Origin of the sequence: Streptomyces coeruleorubidus, assembly GCF_008705135.1 — a bacterium.
Lineage (GTDB): Bacteria > Actinomycetota > Actinomycetes > Streptomycetales > Streptomycetaceae > Streptomyces > Streptomyces coeruleofuscus.
This window is the reverse complement of record NZ_CP023694.1, coordinates 8,117,416-8,141,759: the sequence shown is the minus strand read 5'-3', so window position 1 is coordinate 8,141,759 and position 24,344 is coordinate 8,117,416. Positions and strand designations below refer to the sequence as shown.

Here is a 24,344-nt window from a genome sequence, read left to right as displayed (position 1 = left end):
GTCACCTCCGGGTCGCCGTGCGCTGGACCCACAGATTGATGAGGACGGCGCCGAGGAGCATCACGCCGAGGAAGGCCTTGAACCAGTCCGGGTTCCAGCCGGCGTAGACGATGCCCTGCTGCACCATGCCGAACATGAAGGCGCCGAAGACCGGGCCGATCGCGGAGCCGTAGCCGCCGGTGAGCAGACAGCCGCCGATTACGGCCGCGGCGATGTAGATGAGCTCCTGGCCCACGCCCTCGCCGGACTGCACGGTGTTGAAGGAGAACAGCTGGTGCATGCCGACGAACCAGGCGCCGAAGCCGACCAGCATGAACAGGGAGATCTTGGTGAAGGTCACCGGGACACCGACGGCCCGGGCGGAGTGCTTGTTTCCGCCGACCGCGAAGATCCAGTTGCCGTACTTGGTGCGCAGCAGCACCCAGGTGGCCAGGGCCGCGAAGACCAGCCACCACACGACGGTGATCTTGACGTTGACCCCTCCGACGGTGAACGTCGAGGCGAAGAGCTTCTGCGCCTGGGTGAAGCCGTCCATGTCGCTGATGTCGTCGGTGGCGACGTTGCCGGTGACCAGCTTGGTCACGGCGAGGTTCACGCCCTGGAGGATCAGGAAGGTGCCGAGGGTGACCAGGAAGCTGGGCAACCCCGTCTTGACCAGCAGCCAGCCGTTGAACGCCCCGATGGCGAGCGACACCAGGAGGGCGACGATCACGCCGACCCAGACGTTCATGGTCAGCTGGTAGCTGAGCATCGACGCGGTGAGCGCCGAGGTGACCACGGCGACACCGGCCGACAGGTCGAACTCGCCGCCGATCATCAGCAGGGCCACCGGCAGTGCCATGATCCCGATGGTCGACGACTGGTACAGGATGTTGGCCATCGAGCTGCCGTCGCGCACCGGCGGTGCCGCGAACAGGAAGAACACGAGCACGGCGACGGCGCCGAGGAAGACGCCGACCTCGGGCCGGGCCAGCAGCCGCAGCGCCATCGGGCGCTGCCGAGTCCGGCCGTCGGACTGCTTGGGGCCGGGGGCCGGCGGTGTGTCCACCGCCGGCGCAGCCTGTTGGGTCATGCTCATCACCGGGTGCCCTTCGCGGCGAACTCCCCGATCTTGTCGACGTTGGACTTGTCGACGAAGGCCGGGCCGGTCAGCACGGGCTGCTCGCCGCCGCCGCTGTAGTTGCCGTTGTTCTTGTAGAGCCACAGGCCGTCGACGGCCAGGTAGCCCTGGAGGTAGGGCTGCTGGTCGACGGCGAACTGGATGTCGCCGGCCTTGATGGACTTGATCAGGTCCTTGTTCAGGTCGAAGGTGGCGATCTTCGCCTTGCTGCCGGCGTCGGAGACCGACTGCACCGCGGTCAGCGCGAAGGGGGCGCCGAGGGTGACGACGTAGTCGATGGACGGGTCCTGCTTCAGCTTGGCGGTGATCGTCGACTTCACGGACGGCATGTCGGTGCCGTTGACGTTCTGCGGGTCGACCTTGCCCTCGAAGGTCTTGGCCACGCCGTCGCAGCGCTGCGTCAGGCCGACGTTGCCCTGCTCCTGCATGACGCAGAGGACCTTCTTGGCGCCGACCTCGTTGAGCTTCTTGCCGAAGGCCTCGCCCGCGACGGACTCGTCCTGGCCGAAGAACTCCAGCAGGTTGAGCTTCTTCCAGTCGCTCAGGCCGGAGTTGAGTCCGACCACGGGTATGCCGGACTTCTCGGCCTTGCCTATGACGCCCTTGAGGGCGTCCGGCTTGGCGAGGGTGACGGCGATGCCGTCGACCTTCTGGTCGATCGCGTTCTGGACCAGGTTGGCCTGGTTGCCCGCGTTCGGGTCGGCGGAGTAGACGAGCTTGATGTTGTCCTTGGCGGCGGCGGCCTCGGCGCCCTTGCGGACGGTGTCCCAGAAGGTGTCACCGGGCGCCTGGTGGGTGACGAGGGCGACGGTCATGCGGGGCGTGGTCGCCTTGCCGGCGGAGGCGTTCGCGGCGCCTTCCTCGGACTTCTTGCCCCCGGAACTGCTGGAGCAGCCGGCGAGGGTCAGGGCCGCTGCCGCGGCAACGGCGACAACCGGCGCGATTCTGCGGGAGCGGGGGTGAGAAGAGCGGTCCATCTTTCCTGGCACCTCACTGTGCTACTGCGGGGGAAAGGAGGGGATCACGAGGGATCCGTGGTCCCGGAGCCTTACGGAGTCCGGATCATGATGCCGCAAACACACTGTTGCGATGCCACGGGATACAAGTCCCTGCCGCGCCCGCTGTCAATACTTTGTTAAGACATCATTTCACAAGCAGGTCCGAATGTAAGTACAAACTATTGACAGGGCCCTGCTCCGGCACCTACACCTGTTAAGCGGCAGGTCCCAGGTCACCCACGCCCCACGGTGTCAGGAGGGCCCCGGACCCGCATCCCCAGCTTCCCGAGGAGGTCGCGCATGGCCGGGCCAGCCCAGTATTTCGACTTGATCACGATGGGCCGCATCGGGGTCGACCTCTATCCCCTCCAGACCGGCGTCCCGCTGCCCCAGGTGGAGACGTTCGGGAAATTTCTGGGAGGTTCGGCGGCCAATGTGGCGGTCGCCGCGGCGCGCCTCGGACGCCGCACGGCGGTCATCACCCGGACCGGCAACGACCCCTTCGGCACCTACCTGCACGAGGAGCTGAGGTCCTTCGGCGTCGACGACCGCTGGGTCACCCCGGTCGACGCGTACCCGACGCCGATCACGTTCTGCGAGATCTTCCCGCCGGACGACTTCCCGCTGTACTTCTACCGCCGCCCCAAGGCTCCCGACCTGGAGATCCACACCGACGAGCTGGACTTCTTCGCGATCCGCGGGGCGAGGATCTTCTGGATCACCGGGACCGGCCTGAGCGAGGAGCCGAGCCGCTCCGCCACGCTCGCCGCCCTCAAGGCCCGCGACAAGGCGGGCATCACCGTCTTCGACCTCGACTGGCGGCCGATGTTCTGGGCCGACCCCGAGGAGGCCCGCCCGTACTACCGCGAGGCGCTGCGCCACGCCACCGTCGCGGTCGGCAACCTCGACGAGTGCGAGATCGCCACCGGCGTGCGCGAGCCGCAGGCCTGCGCCGACGCGCTGCTGGAGGCGGGCGTGGAACTGGCCGTCGTCAAGCAGGGCCCCAAGGGCGTCCTGGCCGTGCACCGCGACGGCACCCGGGCCGAGGTGCCGCCGGTGCCCGTCGAGGTGGTCAACGGCCTGGGCGCGGGGGACGCCTTCGGCGGTTCCCTCTGCCACGGCCTGCTCGCCGGCTGGGACCTGGAGAAGACCATGCGGCACGCCAACGCCGCCGGTGCCCTCGTCGCCTCACGCCTCGCCTGCTCCTCCGCGATGCCCGCCGAGTCCGAGGTCGAGGACCTCCTCGCCGGGGTGTCGTCGCCGAGCACGAGTCACTGAACGGAGCCTGCATTGAACATCGGCATCCCCGACCTCACCACGGTCCGGGCCCGGAATCCCGAGGCCGTCGCCGAGGCGGCCGCCCGCCGGGTGCGCCGGCCGCTGATCGGCGACAGCGGCCGGCTGATGATCGTGGCCGCCGACCACCCGGCGCGCGGCGCCCTCGGGGTCGGTGACCGGCGCCTGGCCATGGCCAACCGCGCCGATCTGCTGGAACGGCTCTGCGTCGCGCTGTCGAGGCCCGGGGTCGACGGGGTGCTCGCCACGGCCGACATCCTGGAGGACCTGCTCCTGCTCGGGGTGCTGGAGAACAAGGTCGTCATGGGCTCGATGAACCGCGGCGGCCTCGCCGGCGCCACGTTCGAGATGGACGACCGTTTCACCGGCCACCGCGCCGAGGACATCGCCCGGCTCCGCTTCGACGCGGGCAAGCTCCTGGTCCGCATCGACTACGACGACCCGGGTTCGCTCACCACCCTGGAGTCCACCGCGCGGGCGATCGACGCCATGGCGGCCCGGCAACTGCCCCTGTTCGTCGAGCCGTTCATATCCCAGCGGGTCGACGGCACGGTGCGCAACGACCTGTCCGCCGAGGCCGTCACCCGGTCCATCGCGATCTCCTCGGGGCTGGGCGGCACCTCCGCCTACACCTGGCTGAAGCTGCCCGTCACCGACGACCCGGACGACATGGCCCAGGTCCTGGAGACCTCCACGCTCCCCGTCGTGCTGCTCGGCGGCGAGGTGGGCGGCGACCAGGAGGGCGCGTACGAACGCTGGCGCAAGGCCCTGCGCCTGCCCACCGTGCAGGGTCTGGTGGTCGGGCGCTCGCTGCTCTACCCGGCCGGGGGCAGCGTGGAAGAGGCAGTGGACACGGCCGTCGGTCTGTTGTGAGTCGCTCTGTCGGCCTGTTGTGACCCGAAAGGCACACGATGACGTATCACCTTCCCGCGGGTAAGGCCCTCGGCGGCCCCTACATCGTCGACGTCACGCCCGAGAAGGCCGGCTGGGACCACTCCAGCCTGCGGATCCTGGAGCTGCCGCCGGGCGGCACGCACTCCTTCGAGGCCGGCGACAGCGAGTGGATCGTCGTCCCGCTGAGCGGCGGCTGCACGGTCGCCACGACGGACGACTTCGGCCAGGACACCTTCGAACTCCGGGGCCGCCGGGACGTGTTCAGCGGCGTCAGCGACTTCGCGTACGTGCCGCGCGACGCCCGGGCGACCGTGACCTCCGCCGCCGGCGGCCGCTTCGCGCTGACCGGCGCGCGCTGCACCCGCCGGCTGCCCGCCCGCTACGGCCCCGCCTCCGAGGTGCCCGTGGAGCTGCGGGGCACCGGCAACTGCTCCCGGCAGGTCAACAACTTCGGCGCGGCGGGCGTGTTCGAGTGCGACAAGCTCATCGCGGTCGAGGTGATCACCCCGGGCGGCAACTGGTCGTCGTTCCCGCCGCACAAGCACGACGAGCACCGGCCGGGCGAGGAGTCCGTGCTGGAGGAGATCTACTACTTCGAGTTCGCCGGTCACGACGGCATCCCCGGCCTCGGCTACCAGCGCGTCTCCCCGTCCGGCCCGGGCCGCGACACCGATGTCCTGGCCGAGGTCCGCGACGGCGACGTCGTCCTGATCCCGGACGGCTGGCACGGGCCGTCGATGGCCACGCCGGGCCACCACATGTACTACCTCAACGTCATGGCGGGCCCGGAGGCCGAGCGCGCCTGGCTGATCTGCGACCACCCCGACCACGCCTGGGTCCGCGACACCTGGCCGGACCAGCCGGTCGATCCCCGACTCCCCCTCTACACCGCCCCGGAGACCTCCGCATGAGCGCCCCCACCCGCCGACTGACGACCGCCCAGGCCCTGGTGCGGTTCCTGTCCGCCCAGTACACCGAGCGGGACGGCGTGCGCCGCCGGCTGATCGCCGGGACCTGGGGGATCTTCGGCCACGGCAACGTGGCGGGTGTCGGCCAGGCCCTCCTGGAGGCGGGCGAGGACGTCATGCCGTTCCACCAGGGCCGCAACGAGCAGTCGATGGTGCACGCGGCCGTCGGCTACGCCCGGCAGCTCAACCGCCTGTCCGCCCAGGCCGTGACGACCTCGATCGGGCCGGGCGCCACCAACCTGGTCACCGGTGCCGCCCTGGCGACGATCAACCGGCTGCCGGTGCTGCTGCTGCCCGGCGACTACTTCGCCACGCACTCCGCCGACCCCCTGCTCCAGCAGCTTGAGCACCCGGTCGAGGCCGACGTGTCGGTCAACGACACCCTGCGCCCGGTGTCCAGGTACTTCGACCGGATCACCCGCCCCGAGGCGCTGATCCCGTCGGCGCTCCAGGCCATGCGCGTGCTGGCCGACCCGGCCGAGACCGGCGCCGTCACCCTGGCCCTGCCCCAGGACGTGCAGGCGGAGGCGTACGACTGGCCGGAGGAGTTCTTCGCCGAGCGCGTCTGGTACGTACGGCGTCCCGCGCCGGACCCGGTGGAGCTGACGGCGGCCGTCGAGGCGATCCGGTCGGCCGGGCGGCCGCTGATCGTCGCGGGCGGCGGCGTCCACCACAGCGAGGCCGAGGCGGCGCTGAAGGCGTTCGTGGACGCCACCGGCATCCCCGTCGCCTCGACCCAGGCGGGCAAGGGATCACTCCGCCACGACCACCCCGCCGACCTCGGCGGCATCGGCCACACCGGCACGGCCGTCAGCGACGACCTCGCCCGCACCGCGGACCTCGTCATCGGCGTGGGCACCCGCTACACGGACTTCACCACGGCTTCCGGAACGCTCTTCCAAAACCCGGACGTGCGGTTCCTCAACCTCAACATCACCGCCTTCGACGCGCACAAGCTGGCCGCGAGCACGCTGGTGTGCGACGCGAGGTCGGGCCTCGAAAGGCTGCTGGAGGCGCTCTCCGGCCACCGGGTGAGCGAGGCGTACGAGGCCGCGTACCGCGCCGGCAAGGAGCGCTGGGACGAGGTCGTCGAGGCCGCCTACCGCGCCGACGACGAGAGCGCGGTCCCGACCCAGACGCAGGTGCTCGGCGCGCTGGACGCGGCCGTCGGCGACGACGACGTGGTGATCAACGCGGCCGGCTCGCTCCCCGGCGACCTGCACAAGCTGTGGCGCTCCCGCAGCCCGCGCCAGTACCACCTGGAGTACGGCTACTCCTGCATGGGCTACGAGATCCCGGCCGGCATCGGCGTCCAGCAGGCCGCTCCCGGTACGCCGGTGTGGGCGCTGGTCGGGGACGGCACCTACCTGATGATGCCGACGGAGATCGTCACGGCCGTCCAGGAGGGGCTGCCGCTCAACATCGTCCTCATCCAGAACCACGGCTACGCCTCCATCGGCGGCCTGTCGGAGGAGACGGGCGGCGAGCGGTTCGGCACCGCCTACCGCTTCCGGGCCGCCGACGGCACCTTCACCGGTGCCCCGCTCCCCGTCGACCTGGCCGCCAACGCTGCCAGCCTCGGCATGGACGTCCTGCGCGCCAAGACGGTGCGAGAGCTGCGCGAGGCACTGGCCACGGCCCGTGCCTCCGACCGGCCGACCTGCGTGTACGTCGAGACCGACCCGGCCCCGACCGCTCCCCCGGCCGAGGCCTGGTGGGACGTGCCGGTGGCCGAGACCGCCTCCCGCGAGGCCGCCGTCGAGGCCCGCGAGCGCTACGACCGGCAGGTCGCCGGACGCCGTCGCCACCTCTGAACATCCGCGAAGTCCCCTCGAACTCCCCGTGAAATCAGGCTCCACGAAAGGCCCTTGCGCACCATGAAGACCATCACCCACTGGATCGACGGCAAGCCCGTCGAGGGCACCTCCGGCCGCTTCGGCCCCGTCTACAACCCGGCCACCGGCGCCCAGGAGAAGCAGGTCGCGTTCGCGGCCGTCGACGAGGTGGACGCCGCCGTCGCCTCCGCCAAGGCCGCTTTCGAGTCCTGGGGGGAGTCCTCGCTCGCCAAGCGCACGGCGGTCCTGTTCAAGTACCGCGAGCTGCTGGACGCCCACCGCGACGAGATCGCCGAGCTGATCACCGCCGAGCACGGCAAGGTGCACTCCGACGCGCTCGGCGAGGTCGCGCGCGGCATGGAGATCGTGGAGCTCGCGTGCGGGATCAGCGTCCAGCTCAAGGGCGAGCTGTCCACGCAGGTCTCCACCAGGGTCGATGTCGCCTCGATCCGCCAGCCGCTGGGCGTGGTCGCGGGCATCACCCCGTTCAACTTCCCGGCGATGGTGCCGATGTGGATGTTCCCGCTGGCCATCGCGTGCGGCAACACGTTCGTGCTGAAGCCGTCGGAGAAGGACCCGTCGGCCTCCTTCCGCCTGGCCGAGCTGGCCTCCGAAGCGGGCCTGCCGGACGGCGTCCTGAACGTCGTGCAGGGCGACAAGACGGCCGTGGACCGCATCCTGGAGCACCCGGACATCGAGGCGGTCTCCTTCGTCGGCTCGACCCCGATCGCCAAGTACATCCAGCTCAAGGCCGTCGAGCACGGCAAGCGGGTGCAGGCCCTGGGCGGCGCCAAGAACCACATGCTGGTCCTGCCCGACGCCGATCTGGACCACGCCGCCGACCAGGCCATCAACGCGGCGTACGGTTCGGCGGGCGAGCGCTGCATGGCCGTGTCGGTCGTGGTCGCGGTCGGTGACACCGGTGACGAGCTGGTCGGCAAGATCGCCGAGCGGGCGAAGAACCTGCAGATCGGCCCCGGCGACGACCCGGCGTCCGAGATGGGCCCGCTGATCACCCGGGAGCACCGCGACAAGGTGGCGTCCTACGTGTCGTCGGCCGCCGAGCAGGGCGCAGAGGTCGTGGTCGACGGCACGGGCTTCTCGGTCGACGGCCACGAGGACGGCTTCTTCCTCGGCGTCTCCCTCCTGGACCGGGTGCCGCTGACGGCGGACGCGTACCGCGACGAGATCTTCGGCCCGGTGCTGTGCGTGGTCCGCGCGGACACGTACGAAGAGGCCATCAAGCTGATCAACGACTCCCGCTGGGGCAACGGCACCGCGATCTTCACCCGGGACGGTGGCGCCGCCCGCCGCTTCCAGCTGGAGGTCAAGGCCGGCATGGTCGGCGTCAACGTCCCCATCCCGGTCCCCGTCGGCTACCACTCCTTCGGCGGCTGGAAGGACTCGCTCTTCGGCGACCTGCACGTCTACGGCAACGACGGCATCGCCTTCTACACCCAGGGCAAGGTCATCACCACCCGCTGGCCGGACCCGGCCGACGCGGGCGGCATCAACCTCGGCTTCCCGAGCAACTCCTGACGCCGAGGGGGGCAATCCGTGGCACACCGATGGGGGGTAATCCATGGCGAGGACCGGTGACCGGGCCCGCACCGCCACAGTCCCCGCGCTCAGCGCGCTGGACTTCGCCCTGGACCGGGGCAGTCCCGTGCCGCTGTACTACCAGCTCGCACAGCAGCTGGAGTCGGCGATCGAGCACGGGGTCCTCGCCCCGGGCAACCTCCTGGGCAACGAGGTCGACCTCTCGGTGCGCCTCGGCCTGTCCCGCCCCACGGTCCGCCAGGCCATCCAGTCCCTCGTCGACAAGGGGCTGCTGGTCAGGCGGCGCGGGGTCGGAACACAGGTGGTGCACAGCCAGGTCAAGCGCCCCCTGGAGCTGAGCAGCCTCTACGACGACCTGGAGGAGGCCGGGCAGGGACCCACCACCCAGGTCGTGCGCAACGAGGTCGTCCCGGCCTCCTGCGACGTGGCGGCGGCGCTCGGCGTCGCGGAAGGCAGCGAGGTCACCGTCCTGGACCGGCTGCGCCGCACCCACGGCCAGCCGGTGGCCCTGCTGTGCAACTACCTGCCGGCGTCTCTCGTGCCCCTCGACGACACCCGCCTGGAGTCGACGGGCCTGTACCGGATGATGCGCTCGGCGGGCATCACCCTGCACAGCGCCCGGCAGCGCGTCGGCGCCCGCGCGGCCACGGCGGAGGAGGCCGCGCGCCTGGACGAGGAGGAGGGGGCGGCGCTGCTCACCATGCAGCGCACGGCGTACGACGACACCGGCCGTGCGGTCGAGTACGGCACGCACATCTACCGCGCGTCGCGGTACACGTTCGACTTCCAGTTGCTGGTCAGGCCTTGACCGGGCCCCCGCTGGTCGAGGCCCTGTCCTTCGACGGTGCCGCTGCTAGCGGTCCCCCTTCCGCAGCATCCGGCTGAACGGCGTGTCCGGGCGCTCCAGGCGTTCGCCGTCCAGCGTGATGTCGACGGCCTCGTTGAAGAAGGCGACGCGTCCCTGGATCGCCGCCACGGCGGGCAGCGGCTCGGGGTAGCTCCAGACGATGTTGGGCGGCACATCGCCCTCGCCGTGCCAGGACCAGTACTCGGCGGTGCCCTTGTAGGGGCATCCGGTGCTGTGGTCGGTGGCGTCGAACAGGTCCAGGCGGACGTCCTCGCGGGGGAGGTAGTACCGGGTCGGCAGGGACGTCTCGAAGAGCAGGACGGGGGCGTGAGTGTCCGCGACGACCCGGCCGTCGATCTCGACGCGGACATGGCGGCTGCTGGGCAGCGCGTCGACGCGTTTGTGCGGGTCACGGGGGTGGATGAAGATCTCTTCCTCCTCCTCGTACCAGTGGTCGAGGCCCGTGTCGGTGCGCAGGAACCACTCGAAGGCGATGTGGCCGGCCAGGTCGTCGGCGGGGAACGTCCAGGCCGCGTTCGCGCGCACCTCGCCGTCGGCGTCGAGGTCGTAGAAGATCCGGGAGCCGCTGTGCTTGCCGGTGGGCGGGTTCTGCGCCGGGCGGAGGAGGTCGGTGCGGACCTCCTCGTGCGGAAAGGCGTACTGCGGCACGGGCAGGTGGGGTTCCCAGACGAGGACGGGGTGCCGGCTGTCGACGACGGTGATGTCGCCCTTGCGGCCGCGCACCCAGCGCTCGCTGGGCTCCCACATGAGGCCTTCGGGGGTGGTCCTGATCGACCGGGCGGCGGGGTGGGCCGGGTGGGTGGTCATGGCCGGTGCTCCTTCCGGAGGTCCGGGTGTCCGGTTCCCTCCACGGTCCCACGAGCTCAGTGGGCCGCGTCGAGCCTGGCCCGCTGCCCGGCGGTCAGTTCCAGGTCCACCGCGGCGAGGTTCTCCTCCAGCTGGGCCACCGAGGAGACCCCGGCCAGCGGGACGATCGGCAGCTCACCGCCGATCTGCCAGGCCAGCACGACCTGGTTGACGGTCGCCCCGGTCTCCCGGGCCACCTCCCGCAGCGCCGCCAGCCTGGCCGGGGTGCCGGGGTGGTCGAAGTCCGCGGGCAGCCGGTCCGGGCGGGTGTAGGCGCCCTTCAGCAGCGGCGAGTAGGCGACCAGGGTCAGTCCCGGCTCGGCCCGCAGGTAGCTCAGCAGGTCGGGGCCGGCGTGGCCGAGGCTGCCGTCCGGGAACAGGCTCTCGGGTACGTCGCTGCGGGGGCGCAGGTGGCTGTGCGCGTACTGGAGCACCTCGTAGCCGGGCAGTCCGGCCGCGGCGGCGAGGGCGCGGGCCCGCTCCACGCGCCAGGCGGCGTGGTTGCTCACGCCGAGCAGTCCGACGGTGCCCTCGGCGACCAGGGCGGCGAAGCCCTCGACGGTCTCCTGGAGCGGGACCTCGTGGTCCTCGATGTGGGCGTACAGCAGGTCCAGCTTCGCCAGGCCGAGCCGCTCGCGACTGCGTTCGGCGGACTCGCGGATCACCTTCGCCGACAGACCCTCGGCGTTGTCGACGTAGCTGGTGCCGGGGGCCAGGGGGCGGGCGCCGAGCTTGGTCGCGATGACGATCTCGTCGCCGATGCCGCGGCTGCGCCGCCAGCGGCCGAGGAGTTCCTCGCTCTGGCCGCCCCGGCCGCCGTCGACCCAGAAGGCGTAGTTGTCGGACGTGTCGATGAAGTTCCCGCCGGCTTCGACGTAGCGGTCGAGGACGGCGAAGGACGTCTTCTCGTCCGTCACCGAACCGAACAGCATCGCGCCGAGCGCGAGGACGCTCACCTCGCGGCGGGTCTGCGGATCCGTGCCGATCGTGCGGTACTTCATGGCTGCTCCTCCCGTGCGCGCCCGGGGTTCGGGGCACGAACGGCAGTCTTCATCTTGAAGCGCACTTCAAGTCAAGGCTCGCACGGGTCAGTTGGCGAACGGTCCCTCCAGCGCCGCCCACTGCAGCAGCATGATGGTCTTCGCGTCGGCGATCTCCCCGGTGCGGATCATCTCCAGGGCCCTGCGGAAGGGCAGCTCCAGGATCTCGATGTCCTCGCCCTCCTCGTCCAGACCGCCGCCCTCGTGAGTTCGGGTCGACGGGCCGTAGGCGGCGGCGTAGAAGCTGACGCGCTCGGTGACCGAGCCGGGGCTCATGTAGACGTCGAAGACGTGCCGGACCTCACCGATGGTGTGGCCGGTCTCCTCCACGACCTCGCGCCGCACCGCGATCTCCGGGTGCTCGTCATCGTCGTCGAGCAGGCCGCCCGGGGTCTCCACGAGCATGCCGTCGGGGTGCCCGTTGACGTACACCGGGAAGCGGAACTGGCGGGTGAGCAGCACGGTTTCGCGTTCGGTGTCGTACAGCAGCATGGTGGCCCCGTTGCCGCGGTCGTGTGTCTCGCGTTCCTGGGTGCTCCAGGTGCCGTCGGCGTGCCGGAAGTCGAAGGTCGTGGTCCGCTCGACGTACCAGTGGCTGGACAGGAGCTTCACGTCCCGCACCTTGACGCGGGGGTTGCCGGTCAGGTCCCGGCCGGTCCGGTCGAGTCCGGTGCGGCCCCTGCGGTCGGGGGTGTCGATGCCGGCGGTCATCGGGCACCGGCCGGGCGGGAGGAGAAGAGCGAAGTGGTCATGCCCGCTTCTACCATCCGGGACCGCCCGGTGCCGCACGTTCCGGATCGGCACGGGTGTCGGACACGGGAGGTGACGCGTCTGCGACTGCCCGTCGCCCGGTGAGCCGGGAGACAGTGGGAGGCCGGTGTCGCGGCCTCTGCGGGCAGGCCTGTGGGCCACGGCGCTCCGATTCGCCTCACGGGGGAGGACCCATGCAAACCGGCCGGAACAACAGACACGCACTCGTCGTCGGCGCCGGTATCGGCGGACTGGCCACCGCGCTCGCCCTCGGCCGTGCCGGGTGGCGCGTGACCGTGCTGGAGCGGGCGGCGGCCATCGGGGAGATCGGCGCGGGCATCCAGCTCAGCCCCAACGGGGTGCGCGTGCTGAGCTCCCTCGGTGTGCTGGAGGGGCTGCTGCCCACGACGTTCCGTCCCGAGGCCGTCGAGATGCGGCTCGGCCGTTCCGGTCGGCAGGTGTTCCGCATCGAACTCGCCGAGACCGCCGTACGGCGGTGGGGCACCCCCTATCTGCACGTCCACCGTGCGGACCTGATCGACGCCCTCCTCACCGGGACGGTCGGCAGTGGCCTGGACATCACGCTCCACACCGGGTCGGCGGTGAAGAGCTACGAGCAGAGCCCCGAGGAGGTCACGGCACTGCTCGACTCGGGCAGGCGCGTCAGCGGCAGCCTGCTCGTCGGTGCCGACGGCATCCACTCGGTGATCCGCAGTCAGATGCTGGGGGCGGGCGAGCCCCGGTTCACCGGCCATGTCGCCTGGCGGGTCACGGTCCCGGTCGAGCGTCTGGGGCGTGACGTGCCCCCGCCCACCGCGTGCCTCTGGGTTGGTGACCGGCGTCACGCGATCACCTACCGGCTCCGGGGCGGGGCACTGGCCAATCTCGTGGCGGTCGTGGAGCGCGACGAGTGGCGGGGAGAGTCCTGGACCGAGCGCGGCACACGGCAGGACGCGCTGGCGGATTTCGGGGGCTGGCACCCCACGGTCACCACCACCCTCCGGGAGGCGGACGCCCACTACCGCTGGGCGTTGTTCGACCGCGAGCCCCTCGAGACCTGGACCGACGGACGCGTCGCGCTCCTCGGTGACGCGTGCCATCCCATGCTGCCGTACCTGGCCCAGGGTGCCACCATGGCCATCGAGGACGCACAGGTGCTCGCCCACCGGCTCGAAGGCACCGACGACGTGCCCCGGGCGCTGCTCTCCTACTCCGCCACGCGGCGACCGCGTACCGCACGCGTCCAGGCCGGATCACGCCAGAACGGGCAGCGGTTCCACCAGGGAAGCACCTTCGCCCACCTGCCCCTGTGGTTCCTGGGGAAACTTGCTCCCCGCATGTACCACCGCCGGCTGGACTGGCTCTACGGACACCGGATGCCTTGATCGCCTTCTCCCCCGGCCCATAGGAAAAGGCCTCCGCAGGCAATCGCCTGCGGAGGCCTTCCGCACCGTCGGGACGACAGGATTTGAACCTGCGACCCCTTGACCCCCAGTCAAGTGCGCTACCAAGCTGCGCCACGTCCCGGTGCGCGCACACCGCGGTGAACCGCGTGATCGCGCGAACAGCACTTTACCGCACACCCCTGGCCGCGCCGAAAACGGCCCGGGCGGGACAATCGGCGTATGGGCAGCACAGGCAGTGAGGAAAGCACGGGACGGCCGGCCGGCGCACGCGACCGCGACAGCGAGGGGCGGGCGCGCAACGCCCGGCCGCGGGACGGTCTCGGCCGGCCCCTGCCGTACGACGCGCCGGGGGTGCCGCGGCAGCCCGAGGGCGTCGTCCGCACCCCGGGGGAGACCGTCGCCGAGGCGCAGCGGCTGCTGGACGAGGGGAAGCCGTTCCACGCGCACGAGGTCTTCGAGGACGCCTGGAAGTCGGGCCCCGACACGGAGCGGGAACTGTGGCGCGGGCTCGCCCAGCTCGCCGTGGGCCTGACGCACACCGCCCGCGGCAACCTCACGGGCGGAGTGCGCCTGCTGCGGCGCGGTGCGGGCGCGGCCGAGGCGTGGGCGTCCGGCTCCGGGGAGGCGACGCCACACGGGATCGACGTCGCAGGCGTCGCCGCCTGGGCACGGGAGCTGGCCGAGGACGTGGAGCGGGAGGGCCGGCCGGTGGACGCGGGGGCGCGGGCGCCCCGGTTGCGGGGTGCGGACGCCGGGCGCTGAAAGCACCCCCACGACTGACACGACTGGCGCGCACATCACCGGGCACCCGTGCGGCGTTCTGGCATGCGCACGTAGTCCACTGGTGTGAGGGTGACGTCGTGACCGTCGTGGAGGAAACCGCACTGCCCGCCTCCCAGCCCCCGGTGCTGGACACCCGTCGCCGCAACGTCGTCTTCGTGACGATCATGCTGGGGATGCTGCTCGCGGCCCTCGACCAGACCATCGTCGGCACCGCTCTGCCGACCATCGTCTCGGACCTGGGCGGGGCGGACCACATGTCGTGGGTGGTCACCTCGTACCTGCTCGCGGAGACCGTCGCGACCGTGCTGGCCGGCAAGTTCGGCGATCTGTTCGGCCGCAAGGTGGTCTTCCAGGTCTCGGCGATCGTGTTCATCACGGGCTCGTTCCTGTGCGGTCTGGCCACCAACATGTCCATGTTGATCGCCTGGCGGGCGATGCAGGGCATCGGCGCCGGCGGGCTGATGGTCACGTCGATGGCGTTGATCGCCGACGTCATTCCGCTGCGCGAGCGCGGCAAGTACCAGGGCGCGATCGGCGCGGTGTTCGGTGTGGCCACCGTCATCGGGCCGCTGCTCGGCGGGCTCTTCACCGACCATCTGACGTGGCGGTGGGCGTTCTACGTCAACGTGCCCATCGCGATCGTGGTCGTCGCGGCGGCCGCCCGCACCATCCCGGTCGTGAAGTCGGTGTCCCGGCCGGTCATCGACTATCTGGGCATCGCGCTCGTCGCGGCCGGCGCCAGCGCGCTGATCCTGGCGACGAGTTGGGGCGGCAACGAGTACGCGTGGGGTTCGGGGGTGATCATCGCGCTGTTCGTGGGCGGTGTGATCGCGCTCGGCCTGTTCTGCTGGGTGGAGACCCGGGCGCGCGAGCCGATGCTGCCCATGCGGCTGTTCGCCAACCCGGTGTTCACCGTCTGCTCGGTGCTGAGCTTCATCGTCGGCTTCGCGATGCTCGGCGCGCTGACGTATCTGCCGACGTATCTCCAGTACGTCGACGGTGACTCGGCCACGGTGTCCGGCGTGCGGACGCTGCCGATGGTGGGCGGGCTGCTCATCGCGTCGGTCTTCAGCGGCGGCGTCGTCAGCAGGACCGGGCGGTACCGGATCTTCCCGATCGTCGGCACGCTGGTGATGGGCGCCGGTCTGTTCCTGATGTCCCTCATGGGGCCGGACACCGGCTCGTGGCTGGAGTCGCTGTACATGTTCGTCATGGGCACCGGCATCGGCCTGTGCATGCAGGTGCTGACGATCGCGGTGCAGAACACCGTCGACTACGCCGACCTGGGCACGGCGACCTCCGGTGTGACCTTCTTCCGCACGCTGGGCAGTTCGTTCGGCACGGCCGTCTTCGGCACGATCTACACCAACGCGCTGGCGCCCAACCTCCGCGAGGGGGTGGCGCGGGCGGCGCAGACCGGCGGGGTGGAGCCAGACACCGTCGCCAGGGCGGCTACCAGCCCGGACGGCGTGCACGAGCTGCCGCCGGCCACGGCCGCCCCGATCATCGACGCCTACGCCGACACCCTCCAGACCGTGTTCCTGTGGACGGTGCCGGTGGCCGCGCTGGGCTTCCTCGTCGCCCTGTTCCTCAAGCAGGTCCGGCTGCGCGACACCGCTCGGACCGGGTCGACCGACATGGGCGAGGGTTTCGCCTCGCCGAGCGGCGCGGACTCCCAGCGGGTGCTGGAGGCCGCCGTGGGGAAGATCATCGGCAGTACGGACCTGGACACCGCGCGCCGGATCATCCTGGAGTCGGACACCCGGCTCGATGTGGCGGGTGCCTGGGCGGTGATGCAGGTCGAGCTGTTCACGCGGATGGTCGGTCATGCCAGTCTCGGGCTCATCGCGGCGCGGCGACGGATGCCGCCCGAGGTGTTGCTGCCGGTCTTCGAGCGGATGGTCGACGAGGGATTCCTGACCCGCGACGGCTCCCTCCTGTCCCACACGGAGGCCGGTGCCCGCGAGGCCGCGGTCATCACCAGGGCCTGGGCCTCCTGGCTGGAGGACCGGCTGGGGCAGGACATCGGCCGTCCGTCGGACAGCGACCTGCGCGTCGCGGTCGACGCGATCGCCAAACGGCTGCTGGTGGAGGACCTGAGCCACGGTCTGCCGGCCAGGCCGGCGAAGGTCCTGGCGACCAGCACGGTGTGACGGGCGGCTGCCGCCCTGCCCCGGGCACCGACCGGCGGACACGCCCCACCGTGGTTATCGTCCAGGCATGAAGTCCGTACGTGCCGTGCTCGTCGACATCGACGGGGTGCTGACCGTCTCGTGGCGGCCGTTGCCCGGGGCCGTGGAGGCGTTGCGGGAGATCCGGGATGCCGGGCTCGCCGTGCTGCTGGTCACCAACACCACGTCCCGCACCCGGGCGTCGATCGCCGGGACGCTCACGGACGCGGGGTTCCCGGTGTCCGCCGAGGACATCCTGACCGCGCCCGCAGCCACCGCCTCCTACCTCGCCGAGCACTGCCCCGGCGCCCGGTGCGCCCTGCTGAACAGCGGCGACATCGCGGAGGACCTCGATGGTGTCATCGTCATCGACCCGGCGGACTCCGGCACGGTGCCGGATGTCGTGCTGGTCGGCGGGGCCGGTCCGGAGTTCGGCTACGCGGCGCTGGACCGGGCCTTCGGGCACCTCCAGCGCGGAGCCCGGCTGGTGGCCATGCACCGCAACCTGTACTGGCGTACGGCCGAGGGGCTGCGGCTGGACTCCGGCGCGTTCCTGGCCGGGCTGGAGCAGGCCGCCCGGGTGGAGGCCGAGATCACCGGGAAGCCGGCCCGGGCGTTCTTCGAGGCGGCGCTCGCCCGGCTGGGCGCGAGTGCGGGCGAGGCCGTGATGGTGGGCGACGACGTCGAGTCCGACGTGCTGGCGGCGCAGCGGGCCGGGATCGCCGGGGTCCTCGTCCGGACCGGCAAGTTCCAGCCGGAGGCGCTCCGGGCCGCCGACGGCACGCCCGACCACGTGATCGACTCCTTCGCGGACCTTTCGGCTCTGCTGTGGGGCTCAGCGCAGGAGTAGCTGCAATCCGCCCACGACCGTCGCCTCGATGACCAGCTGTTCGAACAGCCGCTGGTTGATCTTGTCGACCGCCCACTTGCCGAGGAGCGCGCCGGGCACGACGAACGCCACGAGTGCCAGGTCGAGCAGCAGGGAGCGGCCGTCGATCAGGCCGAGGCCGGCGCTGAAGGGCAGCTTGGAGACGTTGACGATCAGGAAGAAGAAGGCCGACGTGCCGAGGAAGCCGAGCTTGCGGAAGCCGGCGGACAGCAGGTACATCGACATCACCGGGCCGCCCGCGTTGGCGACCATGGTGGTGAAGCCGCCGAGGACGCCGTAGGAGCGGGCCTTGATACGGCCCGTCCGGGTCGTGACCGACTCCGGCTCCTGCTCGGCGTCCGCCGTACGCCTGCGCCAGACCGTCACCGCGGCCATCAGCAGCAGGATCGCGCCGATCGAGGTCCGCACGATCGCGTCGTCCGCCCACACCAGGAACACCGTGCCGACGACGACGCCCGCGGCGACCGCCGGGAACAGCCGCCACAGCGTGGGCCAGTGGGCGTGCCGCCGGTAGGTGGCGACGGCGAGCAGGTCCCCGGCGATCAGGACCGGCAGCAGCACGCCGGTGGAGGCGCGGGCGGGCAGCACCGCGGCGAAGATGGCGAGGCTGACCGTGTTGGCCCCGCTCACGGCGGTCTTCGAGAAGCCGACGAGCAGGGCCGCGAAGGCGAGCGCGGCGAACTCCCAGCCGGTGATGTGCCAGAGCGTCGTGGTGTTCATGCGAGCACTGATGCTATGTGCAACGAACCGGGGTCGGCAGTGCCGTCTCGCCTGGTGGCACGAGGTGGCTACGCCTGCTCGACCAGCAGCGCGCTGCCCTGCCCCACCCCGACACACATCGTCGCCAGTCCCCGCCGCGCCCCCGTACGCCGCATCCGGTGGAGCAGCGTCGTCAGGATGCGGGCGCCCGAGCAGCCGAGCGGGTGGCCGAGGGCGATGGCGCCGCCGGTGGGGTTGACCAGCTCGGGGTCGATGCCGAGCTGGTCCACGCAGGCCAGGGCCTGGGCCGCGAAGGCCTCGTTGAACTCGGCCTCCTCCAGGTCGCCGACGTTCCAGCCGGCCCGGGTCAGTGCCTTGCGGGTGGCGGGGACCGGGCCGATGCCCATGACGTCGGGGTGGACGCCTGCCGAGGCTCCGGCGACGTAGCGGCCGAGGGACTCCAGGCCCAGTTCGCGCAGGGCGTCCTCGCTGACCAGGAGGAGGCCGGCGGCGCCGTCGTTCATCGGGGAGGCGTTGCCCGCGGTGACCGTGCCGCCCTTCCGGAACACCGGCTTGAGCCGGGACAGCTTCTCGTACGAGGTGTCCTCGCGGACGCACTCGTCGGTGTCGACGACCACCCCGTCGGGGCGTTCCACGGGCAGGAGCTCGTCGTCGAAGTGGCCGTTCTTGCGGGCGAGGGCGGCGCGTTGGTGGCTGCGCAGGGCGAAGTCGTCCTGGCGTTCGCGGGCGATGCCGTAGCGTGCGGCGACCTCCTCCGCCGTCTCGCCCATGGAGAGCAGGCCGTGCAGGTCCCGCATGGCGGGGTTGACCAGGCGCCAGCCGAGGCGGGTGTCCACGGTCTCGATGCGGTGCGGCAGGGCCTCGTCGGGGCGGGGCAGGACGAAGGGGGCGCGGCTCATCGACTCGGAGCCGCCCGCGATGACGATGTCGGCCTCGCCGGCGGCGATGGTGCGGGCCGCCGTGGTCACGGCCTCCAGGCCCGAGGCACAGAGGCGGTTGACGGTGGCGCCGGGCACGGACTCGGGGAGGCCCGCGAGCAGCGCGGCCATGCGGGCGACGTTGCGGTTGTCCTCGCCGGCCTGGTTGGCGGCGCCCCAGTAGACGTCGTCGACGCGGGCCGGGTCCAGCGCGGGCACCTCGCCGACCAGGGCGCGGACGACGGTGGCGGCGAGGTCGTCGGGTCGTACCGGCGAGAGGGAGCCGCGCAGCTTGCCGATGGGGGTGCGGCGGGCGGCCGCGAAGTGGACGGGACGCACGAGAGGACTCCTCACACCGCTTAATTAGCACTGCTAGTTTCGGACTATAGACCCTCGGTCCGCCCCTGTGAAGATTCCGGGGGCAGAGGTGCCCTCGGAGGGCGTCATCGCAGGCCGGAACAACCGGCCTCCGTGCTTCCGCATCGGGTTTGCCCCAGGGGGCCCGGGGCACCCGCGCGTGCATGGAGTGGTTGCGGAGCGCCGCCTGTGTGGACGAGGACCCCGAGTTGTTCTTCCCCGTGGGCACGACGGGTCCGGCCCTGCGGGACGTCACGGCCGCGAAGCGGATCTGTGCGCGCTGCCCGGTGACCGACCAGTGCCTGAGCTTCGCGCTGAGCAGTGGCCAGGCCTCGGGCGTGTGGGGCGGGACCTGCGAGGAAGAGCGCGACGCACTGCTCCGGACCACGAGAAACGACGCGAGGAGGAGAAGCGCCCTATGACGGCTGTGCGGAGCACACTGCCCGACGAGGCCCGCCGGGTCTCGTGCGAGGCACTCCAGGACACCCTGGTGGATCTGCTCGGGCTCTCGCTGATCGGGAAGCAGGCGCACTGGAACATCGTCGGACCGCGGTTCCGGTCGATCCACCTCCAGCTCGACGAGGTGGTCTCGGCCGCGCGGAACTTCGCCGACACGGTGGCGGAGCGGTCCGCGGCGCTCGGCGTCCCGCCGGACGGCCGGCCCGAGACCGTCGCCAAGGCCTTCACGCTGCCCGCCCCCAAGGAGGGCTGGGTGCGCGACTCGGACGCCGTGCAGGTGATGGTGGAGTCCCTCCAGGACGCCGTCGGCCGGCTGCGCGAGCGCATCGACGCCACCGAGAAGGCCGACCTGGTCACCCAGGACCTGCTGATCGGCATCACCGCCGAGCTGGAGAAGCAGCGGTGGATGTTCGACGCCGAGAACGTCCCCGGCGAGGGCTGACCGGCGCGCACGTACGTACGGAAAGGGGCATGTGATGACCGACGCCCTTGAACTCGACGCGCTGTGGGAGGACTTCCACCGCGTGGTGAACATGACCTCGCAGGAGCTCGCCGCATGGCTGCGTATGCGGGACGCCGACGAGGACGCGGAGCCGCTGCCGGAGCATGCGGGCACGCAGACCGGGCAGCACGTCCTGGCGATCCTCCAGAAGCGGCGCACCGACCTGACCGAGGACGACCTGCGGGTGATGCGGAACGTCGTGGACAGGGTCACCTCGCAGGTGGACCTGGAGGACGAGCCGCTGCCCGAGGTGACGGCCGAGGACACGCGCCGCCGGCACCGGCTGATGACGGTCGGCCACGATCCGCTCAAGGGGTAGCAGCCGTGGACCGGCAGCGGCGCGTCGTACGCGAACTCCTCGACGCGCACGGCCGGACGTACGCCGATGAGGCGGGCATCCGGCTGAGGGACACCCCGCAGCCGCTGTACCGGCTGCTGGTGCTGGCCCATCTGCTCAGCGCCCGCATCCGCGCCTCGGTCGCGCTGGCCACCGCCCGTGCCCTGCACGAGGCGGGGCTGCGCGACCCGCACCGCATGGCGGAGGCCGACTGGCAGGAGCGCGTGGACGCACTCGGCCGGGGCGGCTACCGGCGTTACGACGAGCGTACGGCCACCCAACTCGGCGAGGCGGCCGAGCTGTTGAACGAACGGTGGGGCGGGGACCTGCGTCGCCTGCGCCGGGAGGCGGACGGCAAGGTGTCCGAGCTGCGCCATCTGCTCCAGGAGTTCCCCGGGATCGGCCCGGCCGGCGCCGACATCTTCCTGCGCGAGGCACAGGGAGTATGGCCGGAGGCCGCTCCCTGCCTCGACGCCAAGGCCCTCCAGGGGGCCGAGCGGCTGAACCTGCCGAAGGACACGGAGCGCCTCGTCGAACTGGCGGGCGACACCGACCCGGCCGTCCTCGCCGCCGCGCTGGTGCGGGCGGCGGTGGACAAGGACGTGGCCGAGGACGCGATGCGGCGGGCCGGGTGACCGGCCTCCTGTCAGCGTGCCCGGCCTCCTGTCAGCCGAGCAACCACCCTCCGTCCACCGTCAGTTCGACCGCGTTGACCGACCGGTTGCGCAGCAGGAAGTCGACCGCGTCCACCACGTCCGCCACCGCGGCGAGCCGTCCGGTGGGCGTCTCGGTACGCAGCACCTCGAGCACCTTCTCCGGCTTGGCCTGCCAGTACGGGCTGTCGCCGACGACACCGGGATGCACGGCGCTGACCCGGACGGGAGCGAGTTCGACGGCGAGGGAGTTCATCAGTCCCCGCACGCCCGCGTTGACCGTCGCCACCGTCGTCGCACCCGGGTAGGGACGTTCCTTGGCCTGTCCGCCGAAGAGGACGATGGCGCTGTCGTCGTGCAGCCGGGTCCGCAGCGTGTGCACGACCTCGGTGTAACCGACGAGCTTGAGCGTGACCAGCCGCAGAGCGGCGTCGATGTCGTACTCGCTCACCTTGTTGTCGTCCCGGGAGACCCCAGCGAGCACCAGATGGTCGACGCGTCCCACGTCGGCCAGCGCCGCCGCGATCTCCAGCGGCCGCCCCAGGTCGAGGGCGATGCCCCGGGCGCCGAACTCCTTGGCGATCAGGTCGGCGCGGTGGGCGTCGCGGCCGGTGAGGACCACCTCGTCCCCCTGCTCGGCGCGGGCCCGGGCGAACGCGAGGCCGATGCCCGACGTGCCGCCGACGACAAGGACACTGCTCATGACCCCTCCTCAAGCACCTGGCGCAGATAGTCCCAGTCCCTGGTGAACCGGTACGAGTGCCGAGCCGGTGGCTGCGGCGCCTGCGTCTCCAGCCAACGCAGGGGCCCCTGCCCAGCGTTCACGAACCCATGCACACAGCCGGCGCCCGCCCAGGCGAGGTCCCCGGGCTCCAGCCGGTACCGCTCGCCGTCGAGGGTGGTCTCGGCGACGCCCTCCAGGATCAGATACGTCTCCTCGAAGGGGTGGTCGTGGGTGCCGATGACGCCGTCGGAGGCGTACTGCACCATGAACATCGTCGAGCCGACCGCGCCCAGGTCGCCGTCGACCATCATCTTCACGGTGATGCCGCTGTAGACCAGCAGCGCGGTGCGCATGCTCGCCGTGACGGCCAGCAGGTCCTGGGACTGCTTGCCCGGGTCCATCTGGCCGGGCTCGAAGTGGCCGAAGGAGCGGGTGCGCGGGTCACGGACGTCGACCCGGACGGGATCGCGAGCGGGCAGGTCCGGCACCGTCTGGGTGTCGTAGCCGTAGCGGGCCCGCGGCACGGGGGCGAGCATGTCCGCCCAGCGGCCGCCGGTGTTCCCGGCGCCGCGCCAGGCGTGCGGGACGCCGATCGGCAGCAGGCCGTAGTCACCCTCCTCCAGCAGGTAGGAGCCCTCGGGCACGTCGAGGACCACGGCCCCGTCGAGGACGTGGAAGCTCTCCTCGTACGAGTGCACGTGGGCGGGTACACGGCCGTTCGGTCGCAGTTCGCACAGGCCGAAGCCGGTGTGCGCACTGCCGTCGTCCTCACCGACCAGCGTCCGCCGCCGGTGGCCCAGGCCGTCGTACGGCGGCTCGGGAAGATCGGCCGCGCGGCGGACCAGGTGATTCGTCATGCCGTGGCCTTCTCCCCCTTCGGCGCCTTCATCTCCTTCGCCGCGAGGAGCCGGTCCCGGGCCTCGGAGACGAGCCGCAGGGCACGCCCGGTGTCGGTGAGCAGCTTGCCGTCACGCTTGTGGATCACGCCGTCGACGAGGACGGTGTCGACGTTGGACACGTCCGCGCACAGGGTCACCGCGGCCGCCGCGTCGTGCACGGGCGCGACGTTCAGCGCGGTGGCGTCGATCGCGACGATGTCGGCGCGCTTGCCGGGGGTCAGGGAGCCGGTGCGGTCCTCCAGACCCGCGACATGGGCGCCGTTGACGGTGGCGATCTCCAGCATCTGACGTGCCGTCAGCATGTTGCTGGGAACCGGCATGTTGGCCTGCCAGCAGTCGGCGTTGACGCGGGCGCGTTCGGCGCCGAAGGCCGCGCGGATCTGGGTGAACATGTCGCCGGGCACGGTCGTGACGACGTCGATGCTGAGCGACGGCCGCAGACCGTGCTCGATCGCCTGCATCACGGGCGGCCAGCCGTGCCCCATCTGGAGCTCCACCTGCGGCGCGACGGACACCGTGCCGCCGCTGTCGGCGACCATCCGCCACTCCTCCTCGCTGAAGTAGCAGCAGTGGACGTAGGTGGTGTCCGGGCCGAGGAGCCCCATGCCGTGGAGCTGTCTGACCATGCCGAAGCGGCCGGCCAGCCGCCCCATGGCCACGTGCACGGTGATCGGGATGCCGAGTTCGCGGGCGAGGGCCCACTCGGAGGCGACGACGTCGTTGACGCAGAAACCGGGTCCGCGCGTGGCGAGGGCCATGGTCAGCAGGCCGTCGTCCGACGCGAAGTGCCGGGCGCGGATCCGCCGTACGTCGTCGGCCGGTATCGCGATCTTGCTCTCGAACCAGTAGTCGGCGAGGGAGGTGTTGGCGCTGCCGTACGCGTACTGCGCCCGGATGCCGGACTCCGTCAGGCCCTGGATCGCGGCGTCCGGGTGGTCCGGGGTGTTGTTGATGTGCGACCAGTCGACGAGGGTGGTGATACCGGCGTTGAGGCATTCCAGCGCGCCCGCGAGGTTGGCCGCGTAGACGTCCTCCGGGGTGTACAGCGGTGCGAAGGTGTCGAGGACTTCGACGAAGTAGTCGTCGAGGGTGGCGTCGGGGGCGACGCCCCGGATCGGCGCTTCCCAGGTGTGGCGGTGGGTGTCGACGAAGCCGGGGATCACGATGCGGCCGGTCATGTCGAGCACCTCGGCGTCGGCGCTGATCTCGGGCCGCACGGCCGCGATCCTGCCGTCCTCGACGAGGACGTCCCCCTGGGGCAGATCCCCGACGGCGGGGTCCATCGAGATCACGTGACCGGAGCGCAGCAGTGTTCTGGTGGTCATCGCGCTTCCTCCCATGGGGTGTTCGGT

24 protein-coding genes and 1 tRNA gene are annotated in these 24,344 nt (G+C 71.3%); 14 read left to right on the top strand and 11 right to left on the bottom strand.

Translation table 11 applies throughout. From position 1 onward, the window contains the following. Position 1: 1 nt before the first annotated feature. Together CP976_RS37435 and CP976_RS37430 are read right to left on the bottom strand one after the other, a co-directional pair. Positions 2-1,078 carry an ABC transporter permease gene (locus CP976_RS37435; RefSeq protein ID WP_167537496.1) on the bottom strand — a complete coding sequence of 359 codons (1,077 nt, stop codon included), beginning with the start codon at positions 1,076-1,078 and terminating at the stop codon, positions 2-4. After that, positions 1,078-2,097 carry a sugar ABC transporter substrate-binding protein gene (locus CP976_RS37430; protein ID WP_150484315.1) on the bottom strand — a complete coding sequence of 340 codons (1,020 nt, stop codon included), beginning with the start codon at positions 2,095-2,097 and terminating at the stop codon, positions 1,078-1,080. Before CP976_RS37430 ends, CP976_RS37435 begins: the two co-directional genes overlap by 1 nt. A gap of 321 nt (positions 2,098-2,418) precedes the next feature. Between CP976_RS37430 and iolC the strand changes: the two genes are divergently transcribed. The 6 genes from iolC (at position 2,419) to CP976_RS37400 (ending at position 9,479) form a co-directional block, all read left to right on the top strand. Next, on the top strand, positions 2,419-3,396 hold the full coding sequence (gene iolC, locus CP976_RS37425) for a 5-dehydro-2-deoxygluconokinase (protein WP_150484314.1): 978 nt from the start codon (positions 2,419-2,421) through the stop codon (positions 3,394-3,396). 12 nt (positions 3,397-3,408) lie between these two features. Further along, complete coding sequence (locus CP976_RS37420; protein WP_150484313.1) at positions 3,409-4,287, top strand: Cgl0159 family (beta/alpha)8-fold protein; 879 nt, start codon at positions 3,409-3,411, stop codon at positions 4,285-4,287. Positions 4,288-4,325: 38 nt separating this feature from the next. Then, positions 4,326-5,219 (top strand): 5-deoxy-glucuronate isomerase, encoded by an 894-nt coding sequence (gene iolB, locus CP976_RS37415; protein ID WP_150484312.1) that lies wholly within the window; start codon positions 4,326-4,328, stop codon positions 5,217-5,219. Continuing rightward, the gene (gene iolD, locus CP976_RS37410; RefSeq protein ID WP_150484311.1) at positions 5,216-7,090 is read left to right on the top strand and encodes a 3D-(3,5/4)-trihydroxycyclohexane-1,2-dione acylhydrolase (decyclizing); all 1,875 of its coding nucleotides are present in this window, start codon (positions 5,216-5,218) and stop codon (positions 7,088-7,090) included. The genes iolB and iolD overlap by 4 nt, the downstream gene beginning before the upstream one ends. Positions 7,091-7,153: 63 nt before the next feature. After that, positions 7,154-8,650 carry a CoA-acylating methylmalonate-semialdehyde dehydrogenase gene (locus CP976_RS37405; protein ID WP_150484310.1) on the top strand — a complete coding sequence of 499 codons (1,497 nt, stop codon included), beginning with the start codon at positions 7,154-7,156 and terminating at the stop codon, positions 8,648-8,650. Between the two features lie 43 nt (positions 8,651-8,693). Next, on the top strand, positions 8,694-9,479 hold the full coding sequence (locus CP976_RS37400; protein WP_150484309.1) for a GntR family transcriptional regulator: 786 nt from the start codon (positions 8,694-8,696) through the stop codon (positions 9,477-9,479). Positions 9,480-9,524: 45 nt separating this feature from the next. Here the strand turns inward: CP976_RS37400 and CP976_RS37395 are convergent, their stop codons facing one another. From CP976_RS37395 to CP976_RS37385, 3 genes are all read right to left on the bottom strand, one after another. After that, entirely contained in the window at positions 9,525-10,346 is an 822-nt protein-coding gene (locus tag CP976_RS37395) for a DUF427 domain-containing protein (protein WP_150484308.1), read from the bottom strand. A gap of 56 nt (positions 10,347-10,402) precedes the next feature. Beyond that, a complete protein-coding gene (locus tag CP976_RS37390; protein ID WP_150484307.1) occupies positions 10,403-11,386 on the bottom strand; it encodes an aldo/keto reductase in 984 nt (327 codons plus the stop codon). 87 nt (positions 11,387-11,473) lie between these two features. After that, on the bottom strand, positions 11,474-12,136 hold the full coding sequence (locus CP976_RS37385; RefSeq protein WP_150484306.1) for an NUDIX domain-containing protein: 663 nt from the start codon (positions 12,134-12,136) through the stop codon (positions 11,474-11,476). A 233-nt stretch (positions 12,137-12,369) separates the two neighbouring features. Here CP976_RS37385 and CP976_RS37380 point away from each other — a divergent pair, with 233 nt between their 5' ends. Next, positions 12,370-13,560, top strand: coding sequence for an FAD-dependent monooxygenase (locus tag CP976_RS37380; RefSeq protein ID WP_150484305.1), 1,191 nt, complete (start codon positions 12,370-12,372; stop codon positions 13,558-13,560). A gap of 68 nt (positions 13,561-13,628) precedes the next feature. On the opposite strand, the gene CP976_RS37375 is transcribed toward CP976_RS37380, so the two are convergent. Then, a tRNA-Pro gene (locus CP976_RS37375) sits at positions 13,629-13,702 on the bottom strand. A 98-nt stretch (positions 13,703-13,800) separates the two neighbouring features. Here CP976_RS37375 and CP976_RS37370 point away from each other — a divergent pair. The 3 genes from CP976_RS37370 to CP976_RS37360 all read left to right on the top strand — a co-directional run bounded on the left by CP976_RS37370 (position 13,801) and on the right by CP976_RS37360 (position 17,385). Next, a complete protein-coding gene (locus tag CP976_RS37370; protein ID WP_150484304.1) occupies positions 13,801-14,343 on the top strand; it encodes a DUF309 domain-containing protein in 543 nt (180 codons plus the stop codon). A 98-nt stretch (positions 14,344-14,441) separates the two neighbouring features. Further along, positions 14,442-16,517 carry an MDR family MFS transporter gene (locus CP976_RS37365; RefSeq protein WP_150484303.1) on the top strand — a complete coding sequence of 692 codons (2,076 nt, stop codon included), beginning with the start codon at positions 14,442-14,444 and terminating at the stop codon, positions 16,515-16,517. A 67-nt stretch (positions 16,518-16,584) separates the two neighbouring features. Further along, the gene (locus tag CP976_RS37360) at positions 16,585-17,385 is read left to right on the top strand and encodes an HAD-IIA family hydrolase (RefSeq protein WP_150484302.1); all 801 of its coding nucleotides are present in this window, start codon (positions 16,585-16,587) and stop codon (positions 17,383-17,385) included. Here the strand turns inward: CP976_RS37360 and CP976_RS37355 are convergent. Continuing rightward, positions 17,371-18,144, bottom strand: a complete 774-nt coding sequence (locus CP976_RS37355) for a sulfite exporter TauE/SafE family protein (RefSeq protein ID WP_150484301.1) — start codon at positions 18,142-18,144, stop codon at positions 17,371-17,373. The genes CP976_RS37360 and CP976_RS37355 overlap by 15 nt on opposite strands. A gap of 68 nt (positions 18,145-18,212) precedes the next feature. Beyond that, positions 18,213-19,400, bottom strand: coding sequence for a thiolase family protein (locus CP976_RS37350; RefSeq protein ID WP_150484300.1), 1,188 nt, complete (start codon positions 19,398-19,400; stop codon positions 18,213-18,215). 182 nt (positions 19,401-19,582) lie between these two features. Here CP976_RS37350 and CP976_RS37345 point away from each other — a divergent pair, with 182 nt between their 5' ends. Genes CP976_RS37345 through CP976_RS37330 form a run of 4 tightly spaced genes read left to right on the top strand, consistent with a single transcriptional unit; the run spans position 19,583 to position 21,351 of the window. Further along, complete coding sequence (locus tag CP976_RS37345) at positions 19,583-19,840, top strand: WhiB family transcriptional regulator (protein ID WP_086854403.1); 258 nt, start codon at positions 19,583-19,585, stop codon at positions 19,838-19,840. Then, positions 19,837-20,319 carry a Dps family protein gene (locus tag CP976_RS37340; RefSeq protein ID WP_150484299.1) on the top strand — a complete coding sequence of 161 codons (483 nt, stop codon included), beginning with the start codon at positions 19,837-19,839 and terminating at the stop codon, positions 20,317-20,319. Before CP976_RS37345 ends, CP976_RS37340 begins: the two co-directional genes overlap by 4 nt. 34 nt (positions 20,320-20,353) lie before the next feature. Further along, a complete protein-coding gene (locus CP976_RS37335; protein WP_150484298.1) occupies positions 20,354-20,698 on the top strand; it encodes a DUF3140 domain-containing protein in 345 nt (114 codons plus the stop codon). Positions 20,699-20,703: 5 nt separating this feature from the next. Beyond that, on the top strand, positions 20,704-21,351 hold the full coding sequence (locus CP976_RS37330) for an HhH-GDP family DNA glycosylase (RefSeq protein ID WP_150484297.1): 648 nt from the start codon (positions 20,704-20,706) through the stop codon (positions 21,349-21,351). Between the two features lie 31 nt (positions 21,352-21,382). Here CP976_RS37330 and CP976_RS37325 read toward each other — a convergent pair whose 3' ends face one another. Genes CP976_RS37325 through CP976_RS37315 form a run of 3 tightly spaced genes read right to left on the bottom strand, consistent with a single transcriptional unit; the run spans position 21,383 to position 24,317 of the window. Then, positions 21,383-22,072 carry an SDR family oxidoreductase gene (locus tag CP976_RS37325; protein WP_150484296.1) on the bottom strand — a complete coding sequence of 230 codons (690 nt, stop codon included), beginning with the start codon at positions 22,070-22,072 and terminating at the stop codon, positions 21,383-21,385. Next, on the bottom strand, positions 22,069-22,950 hold the full coding sequence (locus CP976_RS37320) for a cupin domain-containing protein (RefSeq protein ID WP_150484295.1): 882 nt from the start codon (positions 22,948-22,950) through the stop codon (positions 22,069-22,071). The genes CP976_RS37325 and CP976_RS37320 overlap by 4 nt, the downstream gene beginning before the upstream one ends. Beyond that, positions 22,947-24,317: an amidohydrolase family protein gene (locus CP976_RS37315; RefSeq protein ID WP_150484294.1), complete on the bottom strand. Its 1,371-nt coding sequence runs from the start codon at positions 24,315-24,317 to the stop codon at positions 22,947-22,949. The genes CP976_RS37320 and CP976_RS37315 overlap by 4 nt, the downstream gene beginning before the upstream one ends. Positions 24,318-24,344 lie beyond the last annotated feature (27 nt).